Source organism: Phenylobacterium sp., from assembly GCF_044358365.1.
GTDB lineage: Bacteria > Pseudomonadota > Alphaproteobacteria > Caulobacterales > Caulobacteraceae > Phenylobacterium.
Genome location: NZ_JBIKNZ010000072.1, coordinates 1 through 17,788 on the forward strand (window position 1 = coordinate 1; position 17,788 = coordinate 17,788).

General features: G+C 66.9%; 15 protein-coding genes and 1 pseudogene. 4 read left to right on the top strand and 12 right to left on the bottom strand.

Translation table 11 applies throughout. The features are described 5' to 3' along the window. A partial coding sequence (locus tag ACIQ3B_RS15350; protein ID WP_397404075.1) for a sulfatase-like hydrolase/transferase occupies nt 1–1,561 on the top strand: 1,561 nt, incomplete at its 5' end. A gap of 131 nt (nt 1,562–1,692) precedes the next feature. On the opposite strand, the gene ACIQ3B_RS15355 is transcribed toward ACIQ3B_RS15350, so the two are convergent. The 4 genes from ACIQ3B_RS15355 to ACIQ3B_RS15370 all read right to left on the bottom strand — a co-directional run bounded on the left by ACIQ3B_RS15355 (nt 1,693) and on the right by ACIQ3B_RS15370 (nt 6,721). Continuing rightward, nucleotides 1,693–3,732, bottom strand: a complete 2,040-nt coding sequence (locus ACIQ3B_RS15355) for a TonB-dependent receptor plug domain-containing protein (protein WP_397404077.1) — start codon at nt 3,730–3,732, stop codon at nt 1,693–1,695. A gap of 142 nt (nt 3,733–3,874) precedes the next feature. Then, nucleotides 3,875–5,056: a CaiB/BaiF CoA transferase family protein gene (locus ACIQ3B_RS15360; protein WP_397404079.1), complete on the bottom strand. Its 1,182-nt coding sequence runs from the start codon at nt 5,054–5,056 to the stop codon at nt 3,875–3,877. 25 nt (nt 5,057–5,081) lie between these two features. Next, complete coding sequence (locus ACIQ3B_RS15365) at nt 5,082–5,891, bottom strand: enoyl-CoA hydratase (RefSeq protein ID WP_397404081.1); 810 nt, start codon at nt 5,889–5,891, stop codon at nt 5,082–5,084. Between the two features lie 35 nt (nt 5,892–5,926). After that, on the bottom strand, nt 5,927–6,721 hold the full coding sequence (locus ACIQ3B_RS15370; protein ID WP_397404083.1) for an enoyl-CoA hydratase/isomerase family protein: 795 nt from the start codon (nt 6,719–6,721) through the stop codon (nt 5,927–5,929). Between the two features lie 145 nt (nt 6,722–6,866). Between ACIQ3B_RS15370 and ACIQ3B_RS15375 the strand changes: the two genes are divergently transcribed. Further along, nucleotides 6,867–9,092 carry an arylsulfatase gene (locus ACIQ3B_RS15375; protein ID WP_397404085.1) on the top strand — a complete coding sequence of 742 codons (2,226 nt, stop codon included), beginning with the start codon at nt 6,867–6,869 and terminating at the stop codon, nt 9,090–9,092. 17 nt (nt 9,093–9,109) lie between these two features. Here the strand turns inward: ACIQ3B_RS15375 and ACIQ3B_RS15380 are convergent, their stop codons facing one another. The 3 genes from ACIQ3B_RS15380 to ACIQ3B_RS15390 form a co-directional block, all read right to left on the bottom strand. Then, complete coding sequence (locus ACIQ3B_RS15380; protein ID WP_397404087.1) at nt 9,110–9,493, bottom strand: type II toxin-antitoxin system VapC family toxin; 384 nt, start codon at nt 9,491–9,493, stop codon at nt 9,110–9,112. After that, nucleotides 9,493–9,705, bottom strand: a complete 213-nt coding sequence (locus tag ACIQ3B_RS15385; protein WP_397404089.1) for an AbrB/MazE/SpoVT family DNA-binding domain-containing protein — start codon at nt 9,703–9,705, stop codon at nt 9,493–9,495. Before ACIQ3B_RS15385 ends, ACIQ3B_RS15380 begins: the two co-directional genes overlap by 1 nt. 219 nt (nt 9,706–9,924) lie before the next feature. Beyond that, entirely contained in the window at nt 9,925–10,902 is a 978-nt protein-coding gene (locus ACIQ3B_RS15390) for an NAD(P)H-dependent flavin oxidoreductase (RefSeq protein WP_397404090.1), read from the bottom strand. A 314-nt stretch (nt 10,903–11,216) separates the two neighbouring features. On the opposite strand from ACIQ3B_RS15390, the gene ACIQ3B_RS15395 reads away from it, so the two are divergent. Together ACIQ3B_RS15395 and argS are read left to right on the top strand one after the other, a co-directional pair. Continuing rightward, nucleotides 11,217–11,897 (top strand): Tat pathway signal sequence domain protein, encoded by a 681-nt coding sequence (locus tag ACIQ3B_RS15395; RefSeq protein WP_397404092.1) that lies wholly within the window; start codon nt 11,217–11,219, stop codon nt 11,895–11,897. Beyond that, nucleotides 11,894–13,672 (top strand): arginine--tRNA ligase, encoded by a 1,779-nt coding sequence (gene argS / locus ACIQ3B_RS15400; RefSeq protein ID WP_397404093.1) that lies wholly within the window; start codon nt 11,894–11,896, stop codon nt 13,670–13,672. Before ACIQ3B_RS15395 ends, argS begins: the two co-directional genes overlap by 4 nt. On the opposite strand, the gene ACIQ3B_RS15405 is transcribed toward argS, so the two are convergent. The 5 genes and pseudogenes from ACIQ3B_RS15405 to ACIQ3B_RS15425 all read right to left on the bottom strand — a co-directional run. Further along, nucleotides 13,650–14,606: an alpha/beta hydrolase gene (locus ACIQ3B_RS15405; RefSeq protein WP_397404094.1), complete on the bottom strand. Its 957-nt coding sequence runs from the start codon at nt 14,604–14,606 to the stop codon at nt 13,650–13,652. The genes argS and ACIQ3B_RS15405 overlap by 23 nt on opposite strands. Before the next feature lie 70 nt (nt 14,607–14,676). Then, nucleotides 14,677–15,630 carry a TraB/GumN family protein gene (locus ACIQ3B_RS15410; RefSeq protein ID WP_397404096.1) on the bottom strand — a complete coding sequence of 318 codons (954 nt, stop codon included), beginning with the start codon at nt 15,628–15,630 and terminating at the stop codon, nt 14,677–14,679. A gap of 172 nt (nt 15,631–15,802) precedes the next feature. After that, a complete protein-coding gene (locus tag ACIQ3B_RS15415; protein ID WP_397404098.1) occupies nt 15,803–16,258 on the bottom strand; it encodes a MaoC family dehydratase in 456 nt (151 codons plus the stop codon). Between the two features lie 63 nt (nt 16,259–16,321). Beyond that, nucleotides 16,322–17,122: a hypothetical protein gene (locus ACIQ3B_RS15420; RefSeq protein WP_397404100.1), complete on the bottom strand. Its 801-nt coding sequence runs from the start codon at nt 17,120–17,122 to the stop codon at nt 16,322–16,324. A gap of 561 nt (nt 17,123–17,683) precedes the next feature. After that, nucleotides 17,684–17,788: pseudogene (locus tag ACIQ3B_RS15425) on the bottom strand (IS5/IS1182 family transposase); the annotation flags it as partial.

Consider the following 17,788-nt stretch of genomic DNA (forward strand, 5'->3'; position numbering starts at 1 on the left):
GGTCACCCAGATCGGCCGTGAGCATATAGCGCCGAATCGCGAGGTGATCTGGGCGCAGGGTCCGGCTACGCCATCCGCGGGCGATCGGCCGCCCAACGTGGTCGTGATCCTCGTCGACGATCTGGGGTTCAACGATATCAGCACTTTCGGCGGCGGTGTGGCGGGCGGCGCTGTACCTACCCCCAACATTGATGCCCTTGCCGCCCGGGGCGCAGCCATGACCCAGGCCTATTCCGGTACGGCGGCCTGCGCGCCTTCGCGCGCGATGGTCATGACGGGTCGCTACCCCACCCGGCATGGCTTCGAGTTTACGCCGACCCCTGCCGGTATTAACCGCATCCTGCCGCTGTTCTTCAACGACAGCACGCAGCCGCACCCGATGCTGTCGAACAAGGACGCCGCCGCCAAGCTGCCGCCCATGGCTGACCAGGGCCTGCCCGGTTCCGAGGTCACCGTCGCCGAAATTCTGAAAGACCGCGGCTACCACACCGTCCACATCGGGAAGTGGCATCTGGGCAGCGGAAAGACGTTTGGCGCCAACGCCCAGGGCTTCGACGAAAGCCTGCTGCTCGCCAGCGCGCTCTACTTGCCGGAGAAGGATCCCGGCGTGGTCAACGCCAAGGTCGACTTTGACCCGATCGACAAGTTTCTCTGGGCCCGGATGGAGTACGCCACCAGCTTCAATGAAGGCCCGATGTTCGCCCCGCGCGGATATCTCACCGATTACTACACCGACGAGGCGGTGAAGGTGATCAAGGCCAACAAGAACCGGCCCTTCTTCCTCTATCTGGCCCATTGGGGCGTCCACAGCCCGCTGCAGGCGTCGAAAGCCGACTATGACGCGCTACCCCAGATCAAGGATCACCGGATGCGGGTCTACGCCGCCATGGTGAGGTCCATAGACCGCAGCGTGGGTCGCGTGATGGAAACGCTGCGCGCCGAAGGGATGGACGAAAACACCATCATCGTCTTCTCAAGCGACAATGGCGGGCCGGGCTACATCGGCCTGCCCGAGATCAACAAGCCCTATCGCGGCTGGAAACTGACCTTCTTCGAGGGCGGGATACGCGTGCCCTACTTCGTCTCCTGGCCCGGAAAGATTCCCGCCGGCGGGCGAATTCCGGACCCGGTCAGCCATATCGATCTGTTGCCAACCCTGGCCGCCGCCACCGGCGCGAAGGCGCCGGCCGACCGACCCATCGATGGCGTCAACCTGATGCCCTACCTGACCGGCAAGACGCCAACGCGTCTGCCGACGCGGGCGATCTTCTGGCAGGACGGCCACTATCTGGCGGTGTTGAAGGATGGCTGGAAACTTCAGACGGCCGAGCGCCCCCGCAAGGACTGGCTCTTCAACCTGGCCGTCGATCCCACCGAACAGACCAACCTTGCCGCTGCAAATCCCGCCAAGGTCTCCGAATTGAAAGCTGCCCTCGTCGCCCATCGCAAGGACAGTCCCGGGCCGCTCTATCCGGCCGCCGGCGAGATGCCGGTAACCATCGACAAGACCCTGGAGCAAAAGGCCACCAAGTCGGACGAATTCATCTACTGGCCGGGATAGCATCCGATCCTGGCCATCGGGTCCCGTTGCTCACCACTCGGGGCGACCTGGCGCTCACCATGCTGCGCAACAGCGCCTTCAACGGCGAGACGATGCGGCTTGACGGCGCGGTCCGAACCCCGCCGCCCTGATCAGAACAGCCAGCGAGCGCGGGCGGTCACGATCGGGCTGAGCCGGGTGGAGCGGCGCTCCCGGAAGTCCACCAGCCCCGCCGAGCGCGCGCCGACGAAGACCGTGCGGGTGCGGACGCGTTCGCGGGCTGTGATGTTCTCCAGCTGGAAGCGCATCAACAGGTCGGGCCGGGGCGTCCAGTCCCAGATGAACTTGATCAGGGGCGCCTCTTCGACGCGACGGATCTCATTGATCCGGTAAAAGGTCTCCTCGAACCCCAGGTTGGCTTCCATGCCCAGGGTCGACTTGAGGGTCGGCAGATTGCGGGTGATCTCAAGCTGACCTTCGAACGGACGCTGGCCCGAGATCCGGCGGGGCTGTCCCGTGACCGGATCGGTGACCTTTGATTTCCGCCAGGTTCCGGTGAAGCGCAGCGTAGCTTCCGACACCCCGAGGTTCGCCAGCGGAACCGTCAGGTTCAGCCGGGCCTCATCGCGGGTTCCGGATCCGATGTTTCCGGGTCCGTCGAACCGGCCGGCTACCGGGATAAGGTCGATGGCCTCGTCAATCTTTCCGTGGGTCAGGGTCAGGACCGCCGCACCTGACGACCAGAACTGCCGCTCCAGCGCCAGCTCCGTCACCCAGGACCGCTCGGGCTCCAGATCCGAGTTTCCGGCCGTCACGGAGTCCGCCTCAAACTCGGAACTTGCGGCAAAATCCTCGAAGTCGAGCTGTCCCACCGTGCGCTCGATCCGCAGACGGATCTGGCTGTCACCAAGTCCCCAGGAGACCGAAGCTCTGGGTTTGATGAAGGTCAGGGTCTTCTCCTGACTGGCGCCACCGCTCTGGGTGATGGTCGAGGTTTCCACCCTCACGCCGCTTTCCAGCGACAGGCCTGGCATGGGACGATAGCTGCCCGTGAGGAACGCTTCCCCACGTTGTTCCTCGACGCGGACATTCGATGACGGCACGGGCGAGGCCTGGCCCGCCAGCACCAGGGCCGCCTTGGCGTTCAGGGTATTGAGCGCCCCCTCGCCACCGGCCTCGATCGCCCCCCACGGCTGCGTCCAGCGCAGCACACCCCGGCCGATGCTCTCCGATGACCGGGCGCTTTCGATGGACGACTGTGAACGTCGCGGCGTCACGCTCGAGGCATCGATGGTTTCGCGTTCCAGGCGCTGCAGTCCGGTCACCTGCAGGGCCAGATCGCCGGTGATCGGGCGCTCGTAATCAGCATTGACCTCGAACTCGGTGTCGCCGCCGCGAATACGGGTGACTTCCTGGAAGCGGCTGGCCGCAGCGCCGGCAAGATCGGCCACCTCACGCCGGTTCGAGGTCTCCCGTTCCGCCGAGACATTCAGACGCAGCACGTCGGTGGCGGTGCGACGTTCTGCAGCGCTGTTGAATTGCACAAATCGCGACAGGGTCTTTGCGTCAAAGTCACCGGCTTCATAGGGCGAGGCCCCCGGGCGAGTCCGGCTTAGCTTGCCATCGCCGCTGTCGGAGGTGACATCGCTGCGACCGCTGATCTGGGCCTCTGCCGAAAGCCCGCCAGAGCGCCAGTTCGCCTCGGCTCGCACGAAGCCGCCCACGAAGCCGTCCGCGTAGGCCTTGCTGAACAGCTGGAATGCCTGCGACGAGGCTGCGCCCGACTTTCGGATCACATTGGCCACCACGCCCTGGCCCTGCATGTCGATGCCCGGCGCTCCGCCGCGGATGACGTCGATCCGCTCCACGGTTTCCGCAGAGATTCGCTGGAGAATGCTGTCCAGGGGCGCTGACTTGGAGGTCGGCCGCTCGCCGTCGATCAGCACGTTGCCGCCACCTCCTGCAAAGCCGCGAACGCCCTGGCCACGATCCAGTACGAAGCCCGGCGTGCGCTCGATCATCTCGCGCGCCGATGAGGGTTGGCCTGGCGCATAGAAGCTGGCGGGATAGCTTACAACACCCGTCGCGGCGGACGGGGCATCGGCGGGTTGGGCTGCGGCCGGCGCCACGCAGGCCACGAGCAGGCCAGCGAGCAAGGTAGCGCGATGGCGTTGGAGGCCGTCGGATTTCACACGAAACTCACACCCACAAGGTCAGGCGCTGGAGATAGGGCGCCCGGGCGCTCGACTTATTTCGGGCACGACATATATCTCGCTCTGGCTGACGCCGTCATCAGGGCTGCCGCCTTTCTGGTCTGACCCGGACGAGGGAAGCTCAGGCTGTCGGCGCGCCGGTGAGCACGCCCGCTGCCGCCAGGTGCTCCACCTCGCTGGCTGAGCGACCCAGCCATTCGCCCAGAACCTCGACATTGTGCTCGCCGAGGTGTGGCGCCGGCCCCCGGACACCGCTCCGGGCATCAGAGAAGCGGTAGGGTGATTGCGGGATCGGTCGCGTGCCGCCCGCCCGGTCGTCGATCTCCACGATGGACCTGCGGTGTTTCAGCGTCGGCTGGTCGCGGAGCTCTGCGCCAGGCCGCACCTGCCCCCAGGCGGTGTTCATCCGGTCCATGGCGGTCTCGACGTCGTCCCAGGTCCTGAGATCACCCAGATAGTCTTCGATCACTTTGCGACGGACGGCGATCTTCGTTTCGAAATCCATGTCCGGCGTGGTCGGATCGGCCACGCCCAGCTTCGTCGTGATCAGGCGCCACAGCAGGCGAATATCCGACGACACCAGGATCGGCCCGGCGCCGGTTTCCCACACCTCCGCCGGCAGGCCCATGGTGGCCTCGGAATCTTCGAGCTCGTAGTGGATCTGATCGTCCGTCACCAGGGTGGCGTCGACCATGGCCATGTCGATGTGCTGACCCAACCCCGTGCGTTCCCGCAGGATCACCGCCGACAACACCCCGATCAGGCCATGCAGCGAAGCGTTGGTGTCAGCCACAGATAGCGGCAGGTCATGGGCCGGGATCTTCCCCCGCCGCGCCGTACGGGCCAGCAGACCCAACTCGGCATGAACGATCGGCGCATAGGCGGGCCGGCGCGATTCCGGCCCGTTCGCGCCAAATCCCGAGATCGACAGCATGATCAGGCGGGGATTGACGGCCTTCAGCGCCTCATAGCCGAACCCCAGTCGGGGCATCACGTCGGGCCGGTAGTTCTCGAGCAGGATGTCTGCCTGCCGCACGAGATCAAACACCAGTTCCTTCGCGCCTGGCGCGCGCAGGTCGATGGAGATGTTCCGCTTGCCGGCGTTCTGCTGGTGATAGTAGCCCGGAACACCCCCCACCACCTTTCCCCAGAAGCGCGTGACGTCCCCGTCCGGCGGCTCCACCTTGACCACGTCAGCGCCCAGGTCGCAGAGTATCCGCCCCGCAAAGGGGCCGGCCAGCACCCGTGAGAAGTCCAGCACCTTCAGCCCGGCCAGGGGATAGTTCGACAGGGCGGCGGTCATGCGGCGTCTCTCCTTGTCCGTCGGGTCAGCGGCCCTGGAAAACCGGTGCGCGCTTGTCGACGAACGCCTGGGAGGCGGCCTTGTGATCCTCGGTCATCATGGTGCGGATCATGTGGATGGCTTCAGAGTCCAACACGTCCGACAGGCTGCCGTGGTCCGCTGTGTTCAGGTTCTTCTTCATGTGCCCGATGGCCACTGTCGGCAGGCCCGCCAGTCGCCGCGCCAACTCGGCCGCCGCCTGGGCCAGATCCTCGGCGGGTACCGAACGGTTCACGATGCCCAGCGCTGCGGCTTCCTTGCCCGTGATCACGTCGGCCATGAAGTAAAGCTCGCGCGCCTTGGCGGCGCCCACCAGATGGCTGAGGAAGTAGCTGCCGCCGTAGTCGCCCGAGACACCGACCTTGGAGAACGCCGTCGTCATCTTCGCGCCGTCCGCCGCGATCCGCAGATCACAGGCCAGAGCCATCGAGAGGCCCGCGCCGGCCGCCGGCCCGGGGATCACCGCGAGCGTCGGCTTGGGCATCTCGTGCAGCCAGCGGCTCACCTCCATGCCGGTCCGCAAGCTGTACAGGCGTTGTTCAAAGCTGGGGCCCGCTCCGCCATCGGCGCCGCGGCCGGTATCCGCCGCGAAACCCTTTACGTCACCGCCGGCGCAGAACGCGCTGCCCGCGCCCGTCAGCACCACCACCCGCACCTTCGGGTCCGCCGCCAGCCGCGGCACGGCCTCCGCCAACGCCGCCATCATCGGCCCGCTAAGCGCATTGCGCGCCTCAGGGCGGTTCATCGTCAGGGTGGCGACGCCATCTTCCAGCGTCTCGAGCAGGTGGTCGGTCATGATTTCCTCGGATCGTTCTTGTGTTTTGGTTGTGTCTACTTGCCGGAGAACACCGGCTTGCGCTTCTCGAAGAAGGCCGTGCGGGCCTCCTTGGCGTCGTCGCTGGAGAAGGCGATGCGGATATTAGCGACCTCATAGCGCAGCTGTTGCTCCATGTCGGTGCTCTCCATCGACTTGACCATGCCGCGCTTCAGCAGACGCAGGGTGATCGGCGACCACTCGCACAGTTGCTGGCAATAGGCCTGCAGCCGGTCGTGGAACTTGTCGTCGTCGACGACCTCGCCGGCCATGCCAAGAGCAACAGCTTCTTCTCCGAGCGCCGTACGGTTCTCCATCATGAAGCGCATGGCCCTCTCATAGCCCATGGCCTGCGGCAGGGTGATGGTCAGGCCCGCGTCCGGCGAACCGCCAATCCGGGTGTAGCCCGCCATCAGCCGCGCGCTGCGCGCCACCAGTCGAACATCGGTCGCCATGGCCAGGCCAAGACCCGCGCCCACCGCCACGCCATTGATCCCGCCCACCACCGGCTTGTCGCAGCGCTTGCGGATCGACAGCAGGAACTGGCCCACCCAGCCGATATCGTCCAGCTGGGAACTTTGCGGAGTCAGCGGCGAGTAGCGCTCGCCCCCCGACAGATCGAGCCCGGCGCAGAAGCTGTCGCCGCTGCCGGTGATGGCGATCACCCTCACATTGTCGATGCCAGCCGCCTCGTCCACAGCGCCGATCACGGCCCAGGCCAGCTCGGTGCTGAGCGCGTTCTTCTTGTCCGGGCGATTGAGCATGATCGTGCGCACATGGCCCACGTCGGAAACCTTCACGAGGTCAGTCATCGGCATCGTCCTCCCGGGTCGTCGTTCCCTGCGATCCTGCCCCATCTCATAGCGCAGGAGTGCGCCCTGACAGAAGGGCCTGCGCAACGGCGCCTGCCCAGGCGTCAGTTTGACAAGGAGCTCGGCGAAGGGGGTATGGACAGGGATGCTGTTTCAGAACACCCGCCTCGCCCGCATCCTGTCCAACCTTCGCAAGCGGCCCGGCGCAGCGCTGGCCTCGTCCATCGCGCTCGCGCTGGCCCTAAGTGCGCCGACGCCGGGCCTCACCAAAACAGCGCCGAACGCGCCCAACATCGTCCTCGTTGTGATCGATGACGGCGGCTACACAGACCTGGGCGCCTATGGCAGCGAGATCGCCACGCCCAACATCGACGCCCTGGCGGCCCGCGGGGCCCGGTTCTCCAACTTCCACGCCTCGCCCATGTGCGCGCCCTCCCGCGCCATGCTGCTCACCGGCGTCGACAGCCACACCGCCGGCATCGCCAACCTGCCCGAGAGCACCCCCGACGAACATCGTGGTGTCGCCGCCTATCGAGGCCGCCTCGCGAAGAACGTCACCACGGTCTCCACCCTGCTGCAGAGCGCGGGCTACCACACCTGGATGGCCGGCAAGTGGCACCTCGGCCATGGCCCGGACGACCTGCCCAACGCCCGCGGGTTCGACAGATCCTTCGCACTCGACGCCACCGGCGGCGACAACTACCAGAAGCGGCCCTATCTGCCCCTTTACAAGACCGCCGACTGGTTCGAGGACGGCAAGCCCGCCGACCTGCCGAAGGATTTCTATTCCTCGAAGTTCCTCGTCGACCGGCTGATCCGCAACATCGACACAGCGCCGAAGGACGGCAAACCCTTCTTCGCCTACCTGCCGTTCCTGGCGATCCACATCCCCACCCAGGCCCCGCAGGCCTATGTCGACAGGTACAGGAACGCCTACGCCCACGGCTGGGACGTCCAGCGCCAGCGACGCTACGACGGCGCCGTACGCACCGGCCTGATCGCGCCCGGCACGCCCATGGGCCCCCCGCCCTCCAATGTGAAAGCCTGGAACAAGCTCTCTCCGAAGGAGCAGCAGGCCGCCGCCCGGCACATGGCGGTCAACGCCGGCATGCTGGAAGCCATGGATGCCCACTTCGGACGACTGGTCGCCCACCTCAAACAGACCGGGCAGTACGACAACACCCTGTTCGTGATCCTCTCCGACAACGGTCCCGAAGCCGCAGACCCCGCCGCCCAGCCCCTGTTCCGCCTGTGGCTGAACGCGGTGGGTTATTCCTCGGCGCTGGATCGGCTGGGCAGTCGCGGCGCCTTCTCGGCCATAGGCCCCGGCTGGGCCAGCGCCGCGGCCGCGCCGGGCGCGCTCTTCAAGTTCTACGCCTCCGAGGGCGGCATGCGGGTGCCGCTGATCATCTCCGGGCCCGGCGTGCAGCCCGCCACCGCGCGCGCCTTCTCCTTCATCACCGACGTGACGCCGACCCTGCTCGACTACGCCGGTGTCGCGCCAGCGCCGGCGCCGGCCGCCCCGATCGTGGGCCGAACGCTCAGGCCCCTGCTGAGCGGCGCTGCGACCACCGTTTATGATCCCGCCACGCCTGTCTCCATGGAGGCCGCCGGCGACATCGCTGTCTTCAAGGGCGACCTTAAACTGACGAAGAACGCCGGAACACTCGGCTCGCCCGACTGGCGCCTCTACGACATCGTCCGCGACCCCGGCGAGACCCGCGACCTGTCGGCCGCCATGCCGGAACAGCTCGCTGCGATGAAGGCGGACTACGAGGCCTACGCCGCCCGCGTCGGCGTGGCCGAGGTCCCCAAGGACTATGCTCCCGACAGACAGGTGGCTAAGGCCAGCGGTCCCGGCCTCATCAAGGCGCTGGCCCTGCCCGCCAGCCTCGGGCTGGCGGCGGTCGCGGGCGTCATCACGCTCGCCGTGGTCCTGGCCCAGGCCCGCCGTCGACGCTTGGGACGCGCACCGATCCGGGTGGGCCAGGGCGTCGTGCGCGGACTGGTCGGATTCGCCGGCGTCCTCAGCCTGCTGATCGCCAGCCGCTTCTGGCTGGCTCCCGCCGAACTTGCCGCCACCATGGGCCTCACCGCCGAGGGGCCCGTGGGACTGGGCACCATCCGCGCCGACATGGCCGCCTTCTTTGGCGCGGCGGCGATCCTGGCGCTCACGGCCGCCATCCGCAACGAGGCCCGCTGGCTGACCCCGGTCCTGCTGCTGCTGGCCCTGGCGCTGGCCGGGCGGGTGTTCAACCTGGTCACCACCGACGGCGGCACAGCCCTGATCCCACCGATGGTGATCGAGGTCGTGCTGATTGCGATCATGGGGCTTGGGCGGCGGGTGTTGGGGAGAGCGCCAAATGCGTGATGCGGGACGGCCAGCGTTCAATCAGCGCTCGACTTCGCCAGGTATCTGACGCCATCCAGCCCCTCAAAGTGCGCGTCACAGGTGAGGAGTTCGGCGTCATGGTCCTGCGCGGCAGCGTAGACGATGGCGTCTGCCGTCGCCAGCCGATGCCGCGCGCAGAGCTCGGCCGCCGCGAGGGCTGTCCGGGTGTCCAGCGGGACGATCCGACACATCTGGCTGAACGCGATCACCTGATCGGCCCGGTCTTCGCCAAGTTCGCGGGTCAGCCACTTGGCCAGCTCAAGCTGGACGATTGTCGGGACCAGCCACTCGTCCTGTGACGGCATCACTGTACCCACGGCCCGGCCCGTCGCAGACCCCATCAGCCACTCGATCCAGGCCGAGGTGTCGACCAGCACCATCAGAACCGGTCGCTGCGGTCGCGGTAGCCGTCGGGGTTCGCCCCCTTGGCTATCCCGGCGAGGTCCGCCGCCGCCGGCGCCGGGACCAGCAGCACACCGGTCCCCTTGGGAATGAATACAAACTGCTGCCCCGCCGTCCACCGCCTGGCTGTGCGCACCGCCTTGGGGATCGAAATCTGGAACTTCGCGGACAGGGTGGCGGTGTCGGACATTTTCTTACCATATCTGCATCGATCTGGAATTGGTAAGATTATACGCCCGATCTATCGGCCTTGCACGTCGGATTCTGCAGGGCGCGTCTCCACATGAGCGCCGCATTGATTCGGGACCCTACGACCCCGCGCGCGGGTTCCACGTACGTGCGACCTTGTCCCGCGACTTGATCATGGTCAGCAGAGCCCCGACCCGGAGCTCCGCCGCCTTAACCTGGATCAGGCCGTCGCAAACCGCCCCAGGCGCTCACGGATGATCTGGTCGGCCTCGGCCATGATGCCGTCGATCAGTTCCTTGCACGTCGGGATGTCGTGGATGAGGCCCACCACCATGCCGCATGACCAGGCGCCGGCTTCCATGTCGCCGTCCTGCATCACCTTGGGATAGACGCCGGCCACTTCGGCGATGATGTCCTCGAACTTCATGTTCGAGCCCAGTTCCTTCTCTTTAACGAGCAGGCGCTCAACCGCGCTATTGGTCAGCACGCGTTCGGTGTTGCGCAGGGGGCGCATGACCAGGCGGGTGTCCAGTTCGGTGGCCGCGACGATGGCGTCCTTTACGTTCTGGTGGACCGGAGCTTCACGCGTGGCGATGAAGCGCGTGCCCATGTTGATGCCCTCGGCGCCCATGGCCAGCGCCGCCACCAGCTGCTTGCCGTTGGCCACGCCGCCGGAGGCCACGAACGGGATCTTCAGCTCTTCTGCAGCCCGGGGAAGGAGAATGAAGTTGGGCACGTCGTCCTCGCCCGGGTGACCGCCGCACTCGAAGCCGTCGACGCTGACGGCGTCACAGCCGATGGCCTCGGCCTTCAGCGAGTGACGAACCGAGGTGCACTTGTGGATCACCTTGATACCGGCCTCTTTCAGCGCAGGCAGCCACTTCTGCGGATTGTTGCCGGCGGTCTCGACCGCCTTCACGCCCGAGTCGATGATCGCCTTCACGTAGCCGGGATAGTCGGGCGGGGTCACAGACGGCAGGAAGGTCAGGTTCACGCCGAACGGCTTGTCAGTCATCGCCTTGCACCGGGCGATCTCGGCGGCCAGCAGCTCTGGCGTGCGCTGCGTCAGGCCGGTGATGATGCCCAGGCCCCCGGCGTTCGACACCGCCGCCGCCATCTCTGCCAGGCCGACAAAGTGCATGCCGCCCTGGACGATGGGGTGCTGGATGCCGAACAGTTCGGTGATGCGGGTCTTCATGAGTGCGTTTCCTTGGGAGCTAGTTTGACTTCAGGGTGGCCACTTCGCCTTGCGTCAATCAAGACCGAAGAAAACGCACCAAGGCAAGACGGTCGGCATGTTCGTGAATGCCGGCGCCGGCGGAATGTTGCTGCTGGGTGGTGCGCCAGCGGTTCCTGACCGAGCCATGGCCCGAAATTCACGCCACCACCCTGCGACAGGGTCCAGCTTTGAAAGCGGGCGGCGTTCAGGCCGCGTTGCAGCCGCAATCGTCAGGCTGTAGTTAGGCCATGACCCCGCGACGCCTCGCGGCCTTTCCTGTCTGGACGCCTGCCATGCGCCGTCATCTGCTCCTCGTCGCGGCCGTGCTTGCTGCGCTGACCGCCGTGCCCACCCTGTCATATGCGCAGGGCCGCCGCGATCCGGAGGCCGACCAGCGCCGCCAGCAGGAAGAGGCCTCCAAGAAGCGCAAGCAACGCGAGGAGTGGGGCGACAACCAGGCGCCGCTGCAGGCGTTGCGCAACGCCGGGCCCTGCCCCTTTGTGAAGTCTCTCTATGACGCGAGCCGCTACATCGAGTTCAAGGACAACCGCGAGGCCTCGGCCGCCGTGGGCTGGTCCGGCGAAATCCAGGGTATCTCGGCCGGTTGCGCCTACAAGGACGATGAGCCGATCAAGGTGACGGTCGAGGTGCTGTTCGAGCTGGGCAAGGGTCCCCAGGCCCAGGGCCGCGAGAAGACCTATCGCTATTGGGTCGCGGTTACGGATCGCAACCGCACGGTCATCGCCAAGGAATTCTTCGACCTGCCGGTGACCTTCCCCGAAGGCCAGGACCGCGTCTATCTGACCGAGAACATCAACCAGATCGTCATCCCGCGCGCGGCGGTCACCACCTCCGGCTCCAACTTCGAGGTCCTGATCGGCTTTGACGTGACGCCGCAGATGGCCGCCTTCAATCGCGAGGGCAAACGCTTCCGGCTGAATGTCGGCCAGGCGAGCGCTGCGCCAAACCCATGATCGACCTCAAGCGGGCGTTGGGCGAGGCGGTAGAAGCCGCCTTCGCCGCCATTGGCGCGCCTCCGGAACTGGGCCGGGTGACACCGTCCGATCGCCCCGACCTCGCCGACTTCCAGTCCAACGGCGCACTGGCCGCCGCCAAGCGCCTGGGCAAGAATCCGCGCGAGATCGCCGCCGCCGTGGTCGAACGGCTGGCGGCTGACCCGCGTCTGGCGGGGGTCGAAATCGCAGGCCCCGGGTTCATCAACCTGAAGGTCGCCGGGGCCACGCTGTCCGATCGCGCCAACGAGATTGCGGCCGACCCGCGCCTGGGCGCCGAAAAGGTGGCTCAGCCCCGCCGCATACTGGTCGACTACGGCGGCCCGAATGTGGCCAAGCCGATGCACGTGGGCCACCTGCGCGCCTCGATCATCGGCGAGTCCATCAAGCGCCTGTTCCGGTTCCGGGGCGACGAGGTGATCGGCGACGCCCACTTCGGCGACTGGGGCTATCAGATGGGCCTCCTGATCGGCGCCGTCATGGACGAGCAACCCGCGATCCGTGACCTGGTTGAAGCCGCCAATGTCTCAGGAGCGGCGCCGAGTGACCTCACGCCGATGGACGCCGTCACCCTGGCCGACCTCGATCGCCTCTATCCGGAGGCCGCAGCCCGGGGCAAATCCGACACCGACTACCGCGACCGCGCCCGCAAGATCACCATGGGCCTGCAGTCCAAGCAGGCGGGGTTCTACGCCCTCTGGGAACGATTCCGCGCCGTCACCCAGGTGGCGCTGGAACGCGACTTCCACGCCCTCGGCATCGACTTCGACTGGTGGAAGGGCGAGAGCGACGTCGAGCACCTGATCTTACCCATGGTCGCTGAACTCGACGCCAAGGGCTTGCTGGTCGACGACCAGGGCGCCCGGATCATCCGGGTCTCCCAGCAGGGAGACAAACGCGAGTTGCCGCCGCTGCTGGTGGTCTCGTCCGAAGGCTCGGCCATGTACGGCACCACCGATCTGGCCACCATTCTCGACCGCAAGCAGGCGTTCGATCCGCATCTGGTGATCTACTGCGTCGACCAGCGTCAGGCCGACCACTTCGAGATCGTGTTCCGCGCGGCCTATCAGGCCGGCTACGCCCGGGAAAGCCAGCTGGAGCACATCGGCTTCGGCACCATGAACGGAACCGACGGCAAGCCTTTCAAGACCCGCGAGGGAGGCGTCCTCAAGCTCAACGACCTGATCGAAATGACCCGGTCGAAAGCGCGCGAGCGGCTGACCGAAGCGGGTCTGGGCGAGAACATGGACCCCGCCGAGTTCGAGGACATCGCCGGCAAGGTGGCTGTCGCGGCGCTCAAGTTCGCCGACCTGCAGAATTTCCGCGGCACCTCCTACGTCTTCGACCTCGACCGCTTCACCAGCTTCGACGGCAAGACCGGCCCCTATCTGCTCTATCAGGCGGTTCGCGTGAAAAGCCTGTTGCGCCGCGCCGCCGCCGAGGGCTTCGCGCAGGGTCCGGTCACGGTCTCGGAGCCGGCCGAGCGCGATCTGGTCCTCACGCTCGACGCCTTCGACGCCGCGCTCGGCGAGGCCTATGACCGCAAGGCGCCGCATGCGCTGGCCGAACACGCCTATCGCCTGAGCCAGGCCTTCTCGAAGTTCTATGCCGCCTGCCCGATGCTGTCGGCGGAACCGGTCCTGCGGTCATCGCGCCTCACGCTGGCGGCGACCACACTGCGCCAGCTCGAACTGGCGCTGGACCTGCTGGGGATCAGCGTCCCGGAGCGGATGTAGGCGTCAGCGCCGCCAGCACCTTCTCCACCCCGGCCACCACCCGGTCGCCATAGGTCAGGCCCAGCATCGTCGTGTGGCTGGCCTCATCCACGTTGTCGATGAACCCGGCGCGCGAGTCCCGGGCCGGCGCGTGGCGGACCTCATTCCAGACGTCCATCTGCGGCGAAGGCGGTCCCGCCGTGATCACCGCTATCGGCCAGTCCGTCAGTAACGGCCCGGCCATCAGCGCCTGCTCACCAGCCGCCCGCCAACTCTGCACCTCGGCATAGGCGTTCCGGCTCTGGCGGCCATTGACAAACCCCCGCCGCTTCTCGGCGCGCCCCTCCGGCGGCAGGCCCACCCGGTCGCCCATCAGATAGAACGGCTTGGTCAGGCCCAGGCTCCCCGCAATCGACCCCAGCCGCGCCAGGTCCGTCATCCGGTCCACGAACACCTGGGCGCCCGGCAGCCCGATCATCTCCGGCGTCACAGCGTCCAGCAGCACCAGCCCGGCCACACGGTCCGGGTTCTGCACCGCAAACTGGCGCAGGTAGAGGCCCGCCATAGAATGCCCCATCAGGATGAACGGCCCCCGCTCCCCCGACGCGGCGATCAGCGCACCCAGATCCCTGACGATGGCATCGCCGTCCCGCGGCCCAGGACCGGGGTCGGAGTACCCCATCCCCGCACGGTCATAGGCGCAGGTGCGCAACCCCTTCGCGCCGAGCTTTTGCTGAAGCGCCGCAAAATCCGCCGCGCCGCTGAAGGCGCCGGCCTCCATCCAGATCACCGGCCTATCCGACTTCGGCCCCTCGCAGACCAGCCGCAGGCTGCGTCCGCCGATGTCGACCATGGCCCCGCGCGGTTTGTGAACACGGCTGAACATGTCCGCCGCCACCGCCGCGGTTGCGAACAACGAGACCAGACCCAGAAGGACGAAAAGCAGGATGCGCATGGCGGGTTCGTAATTCGGTTGGAAGCCAAAAGCGAGAGGCGGGACTTGTCGCCCTGCATCCGTTTGAGCCCTACCGCTCCGCCGGCCCCTCAACCTCCAGCCCCATCCCCTCCAGCGTCTCGATCACGCCGCCTTTCGCGATCAGCGGCCGCAGACGCACCATCGCCACCGCCTTGCCCGGCGCCTTCAGCGCCTCGGCGATCTCTGCCGCCTGGGCGTCCACCGTCTCGCGCCAGGCCTCGGCCCCGCCCGAGATCACCAGCAGGCACTTCTCGAACCCCCGCGGGGCCTTCAGCGCCGCGCCCACGTCGCCGCGCGCCCAGCCTTCCGCCGCCGCCCGCGCGACGCCGGGACCGGCCTCCACATCGCTCATCGCCGCATCCAGACAGGCGGTCTGGATGTCCATGGTCAGGCCGCTCCTGAACGCCTTGATCAAAGGCGCGGCGTTGCGGCTTTCCAGCTTCTTTTCCTTGATCCTCAGCTTGCGCGCGGCGCTGCGCACCTGATCCTCGGCGTTGCGCCCGCGCGGGCCCTCCCGGGCGTCGCCCACCAGGGTGAAGCCCGCCACCATCGGCCCCCAGCCGGCATAGTGCTTCGCGTCCTTGCCCAGCCCCTCGCGCAACGTCACGAACCGCGCCCTCAGGTCCGGCGGCAGATCGTCCTCCATGGTCCCCTTCATCCGCAGGCTACGCCGCAGCGACAGCAGGAGCGGAATGTTGCGGATGCCCAGCGTAAAGGACCGCCCCCCGCCGATCAGGACGTTGGAGCCCTTCAGCCGCCGGTTCAGGCCGGACGGGTCCCACTTGAGGTCACGCGGCAGGAAGGTATCGGGCAGGGCCAGGATATAGACCGTGGTGTCATCGTCCGAGACCCGCCACCACGCCGGCCCCACCACCCGCGCCGTCACCACCAGCTCCTCGACCACCGCCCCTTCGGGGTCCGCCAGCACCGGCTTGCCCGTCTGCGCCGCCACCGGCCCGGCCAGCACCGCCGCCACCAACCCCGGCCACCCGAACCACCTCATACCGTCGCCCCTCTACGCCGCCAGCATACTCCAGGCCCCATGCGGCGAAAGCTTGGCCAAGCCCTGGCGCGTCAGCGCCAGCCGCCATGACCGCAGAAAACGCAGAAACGCGCCGCCAAGAAATCCTTCTGCGTCATTCCGCGTTTTCTGCGGTTCAAAGAGGCGGCGCCGGTCAGAGATCCTTCTGAACCCGCCGCCGACGTGGAACGCGGACGGTCGCGTCGCCGTCCATCACCAGATCGCCGCCCACATAGACCTCACAGCGCAGCACCACCCGCGCGGCCGCGTGATCAATCGTCGCCACCGTCACCCGGGCCGAGGCGACATCGCCGATCCGCACCGGCCTGTGGAAATTCAGGGTCTGGCCCAGATAGATCGCACCCGCGCCGGGCAGGATCGTGCCGACCACAGCGGATCCGAACGAGGCCGACAGCAGGCCATGCGCGATCCGGCCGCGATAGGCCGTCCTGGACGCGAACGCCTCGTCCATGTGCACGGGATTGAAGTCGTCCGAGGCCTCGGCGAACTGGTCGATCCGTTGTTCGGTCACGGTGACAAGCTTCTCGGCGGTCATGCCGACGACAAGCTCGTCCAGGATGTAGCCGCCGGACGGATGGGGTTCGATCATGGGATGGCCTTACTGTCCGGGCCGTCGGCTCGCCAGCAGAAATACGGATTCACGCAGGGCGCCCTACCGCCCCTCCCCGGTCTTGCGATTGCCGGGCAGCGAGGCCGTGAACCGGTCGCCCGACTGGGTCCAGCCGGGGGTATCCTCGCGCTCTACCTGTCCGGTGATCGGGTTCGGGCAATAGCTCACTACCTTCTTCTCGCCGGTCGCCTCGTCCACCTCCACCTTGAAATGCCGGAACAGGATGGTTCGCATCTGACGCGGCTTCTCCGGTTCCATCGGCTTCAACCGCGCCACCCTGGGCGCCATCACCCCGGCCATCCAGCGGGCGTGGGTCAGCTTCACATGGGTGAGATAGGCCGTCTCCGGGGTCGCCGCCTCGGCCAGCGCCCAGCCCACGTCGCAGAACCGCTCGCCCATCACCTCCTTGGCCTGCCGCACCTCCTCGTCGAACACCCCGTTCTGCCGCCGCCAGGCCTGGATCGTCGACAGGCTGGGCATGGTCGGATCCGCCCCGATCCGGGTCAGGCTCTCCCCCTCGCAGACCCGCTCGCAGATCTCCGCCGCAATCCCCTTGCAGAAGGTCGAGACCGGCCCCCGCGCGCCCTGGGGCCGCCCGCCTTCCGCCCGCGCCGCCCTCAGCCGCTCGCCGAACGCCGGTCGCTCCTTCGCCCATTTGGCCACCGCCTCGGGCGTCGGCATGCCGTCGTCGCGGGCGATCCGGTACAGAAACTCCCCCGCCGCCAGCCGCGCCAGCAACCGCTCCGCCACCGCGTCCGACCAGCGCACATAGACGCGCCCCCGCGTCACGACCGCGCCAGAGGCCTGGTCCACGGCCTCCGCGGCCCCGCCTTCCCTGTCCATCGCCAGGTCTCTCATGTGATGTGAAAACCGCCCGCGGAGGCCGCGCCCGGACCCCTCAGGGTGTCCCGGACGCAAACGTCAACGCTGAGAACTTGTCTCACGTTTTCACGCGGAGCGCAAGAACAAATCCGCAACATCGTCTTTTCGGTGACAGGGCATTCGATTCAGGCCCGGGCGGACAGTCCGCTGCGGCCTTTGAAGACCCAAATGCCCTGTCACGGAAAAATGCCCGCTTACATCTTCATGGGTTCAAAAGCGCCTTGGGACGTGATTTGTGATCGCCTCCCACAGTTCGAGGCTTTCACTAAGGATTGAAAGGCTGCGTAAAGGGTCGAGGGTTCGCCTGGCGCCGGTTGATCGGCGCATCCTGACCTATCTCTCCCGTCACCAACGCCTGCTTATGAAGCTGTGGGATGGCGGACTACCTCGGTCCGCGAAGCGGACGTCGTGAACGTCTCAGATAGGTGAAAAGCGGACAGTGATTTCAAGGCCGCTTACGGTAGGCTCAACGCCGAGAAACAGGCTCACATCTAGGTTTTCACTAGGCTCAGGACTCATTGATCATAGCCAGAAGATGACGGTGGCAGCGAGAGCGATGGCGGACATGAAGGTGTGTGCGCATCGGTCGTATCGGGTGTGGATGCGCCGCCAGTCCTTGAGGCGTCC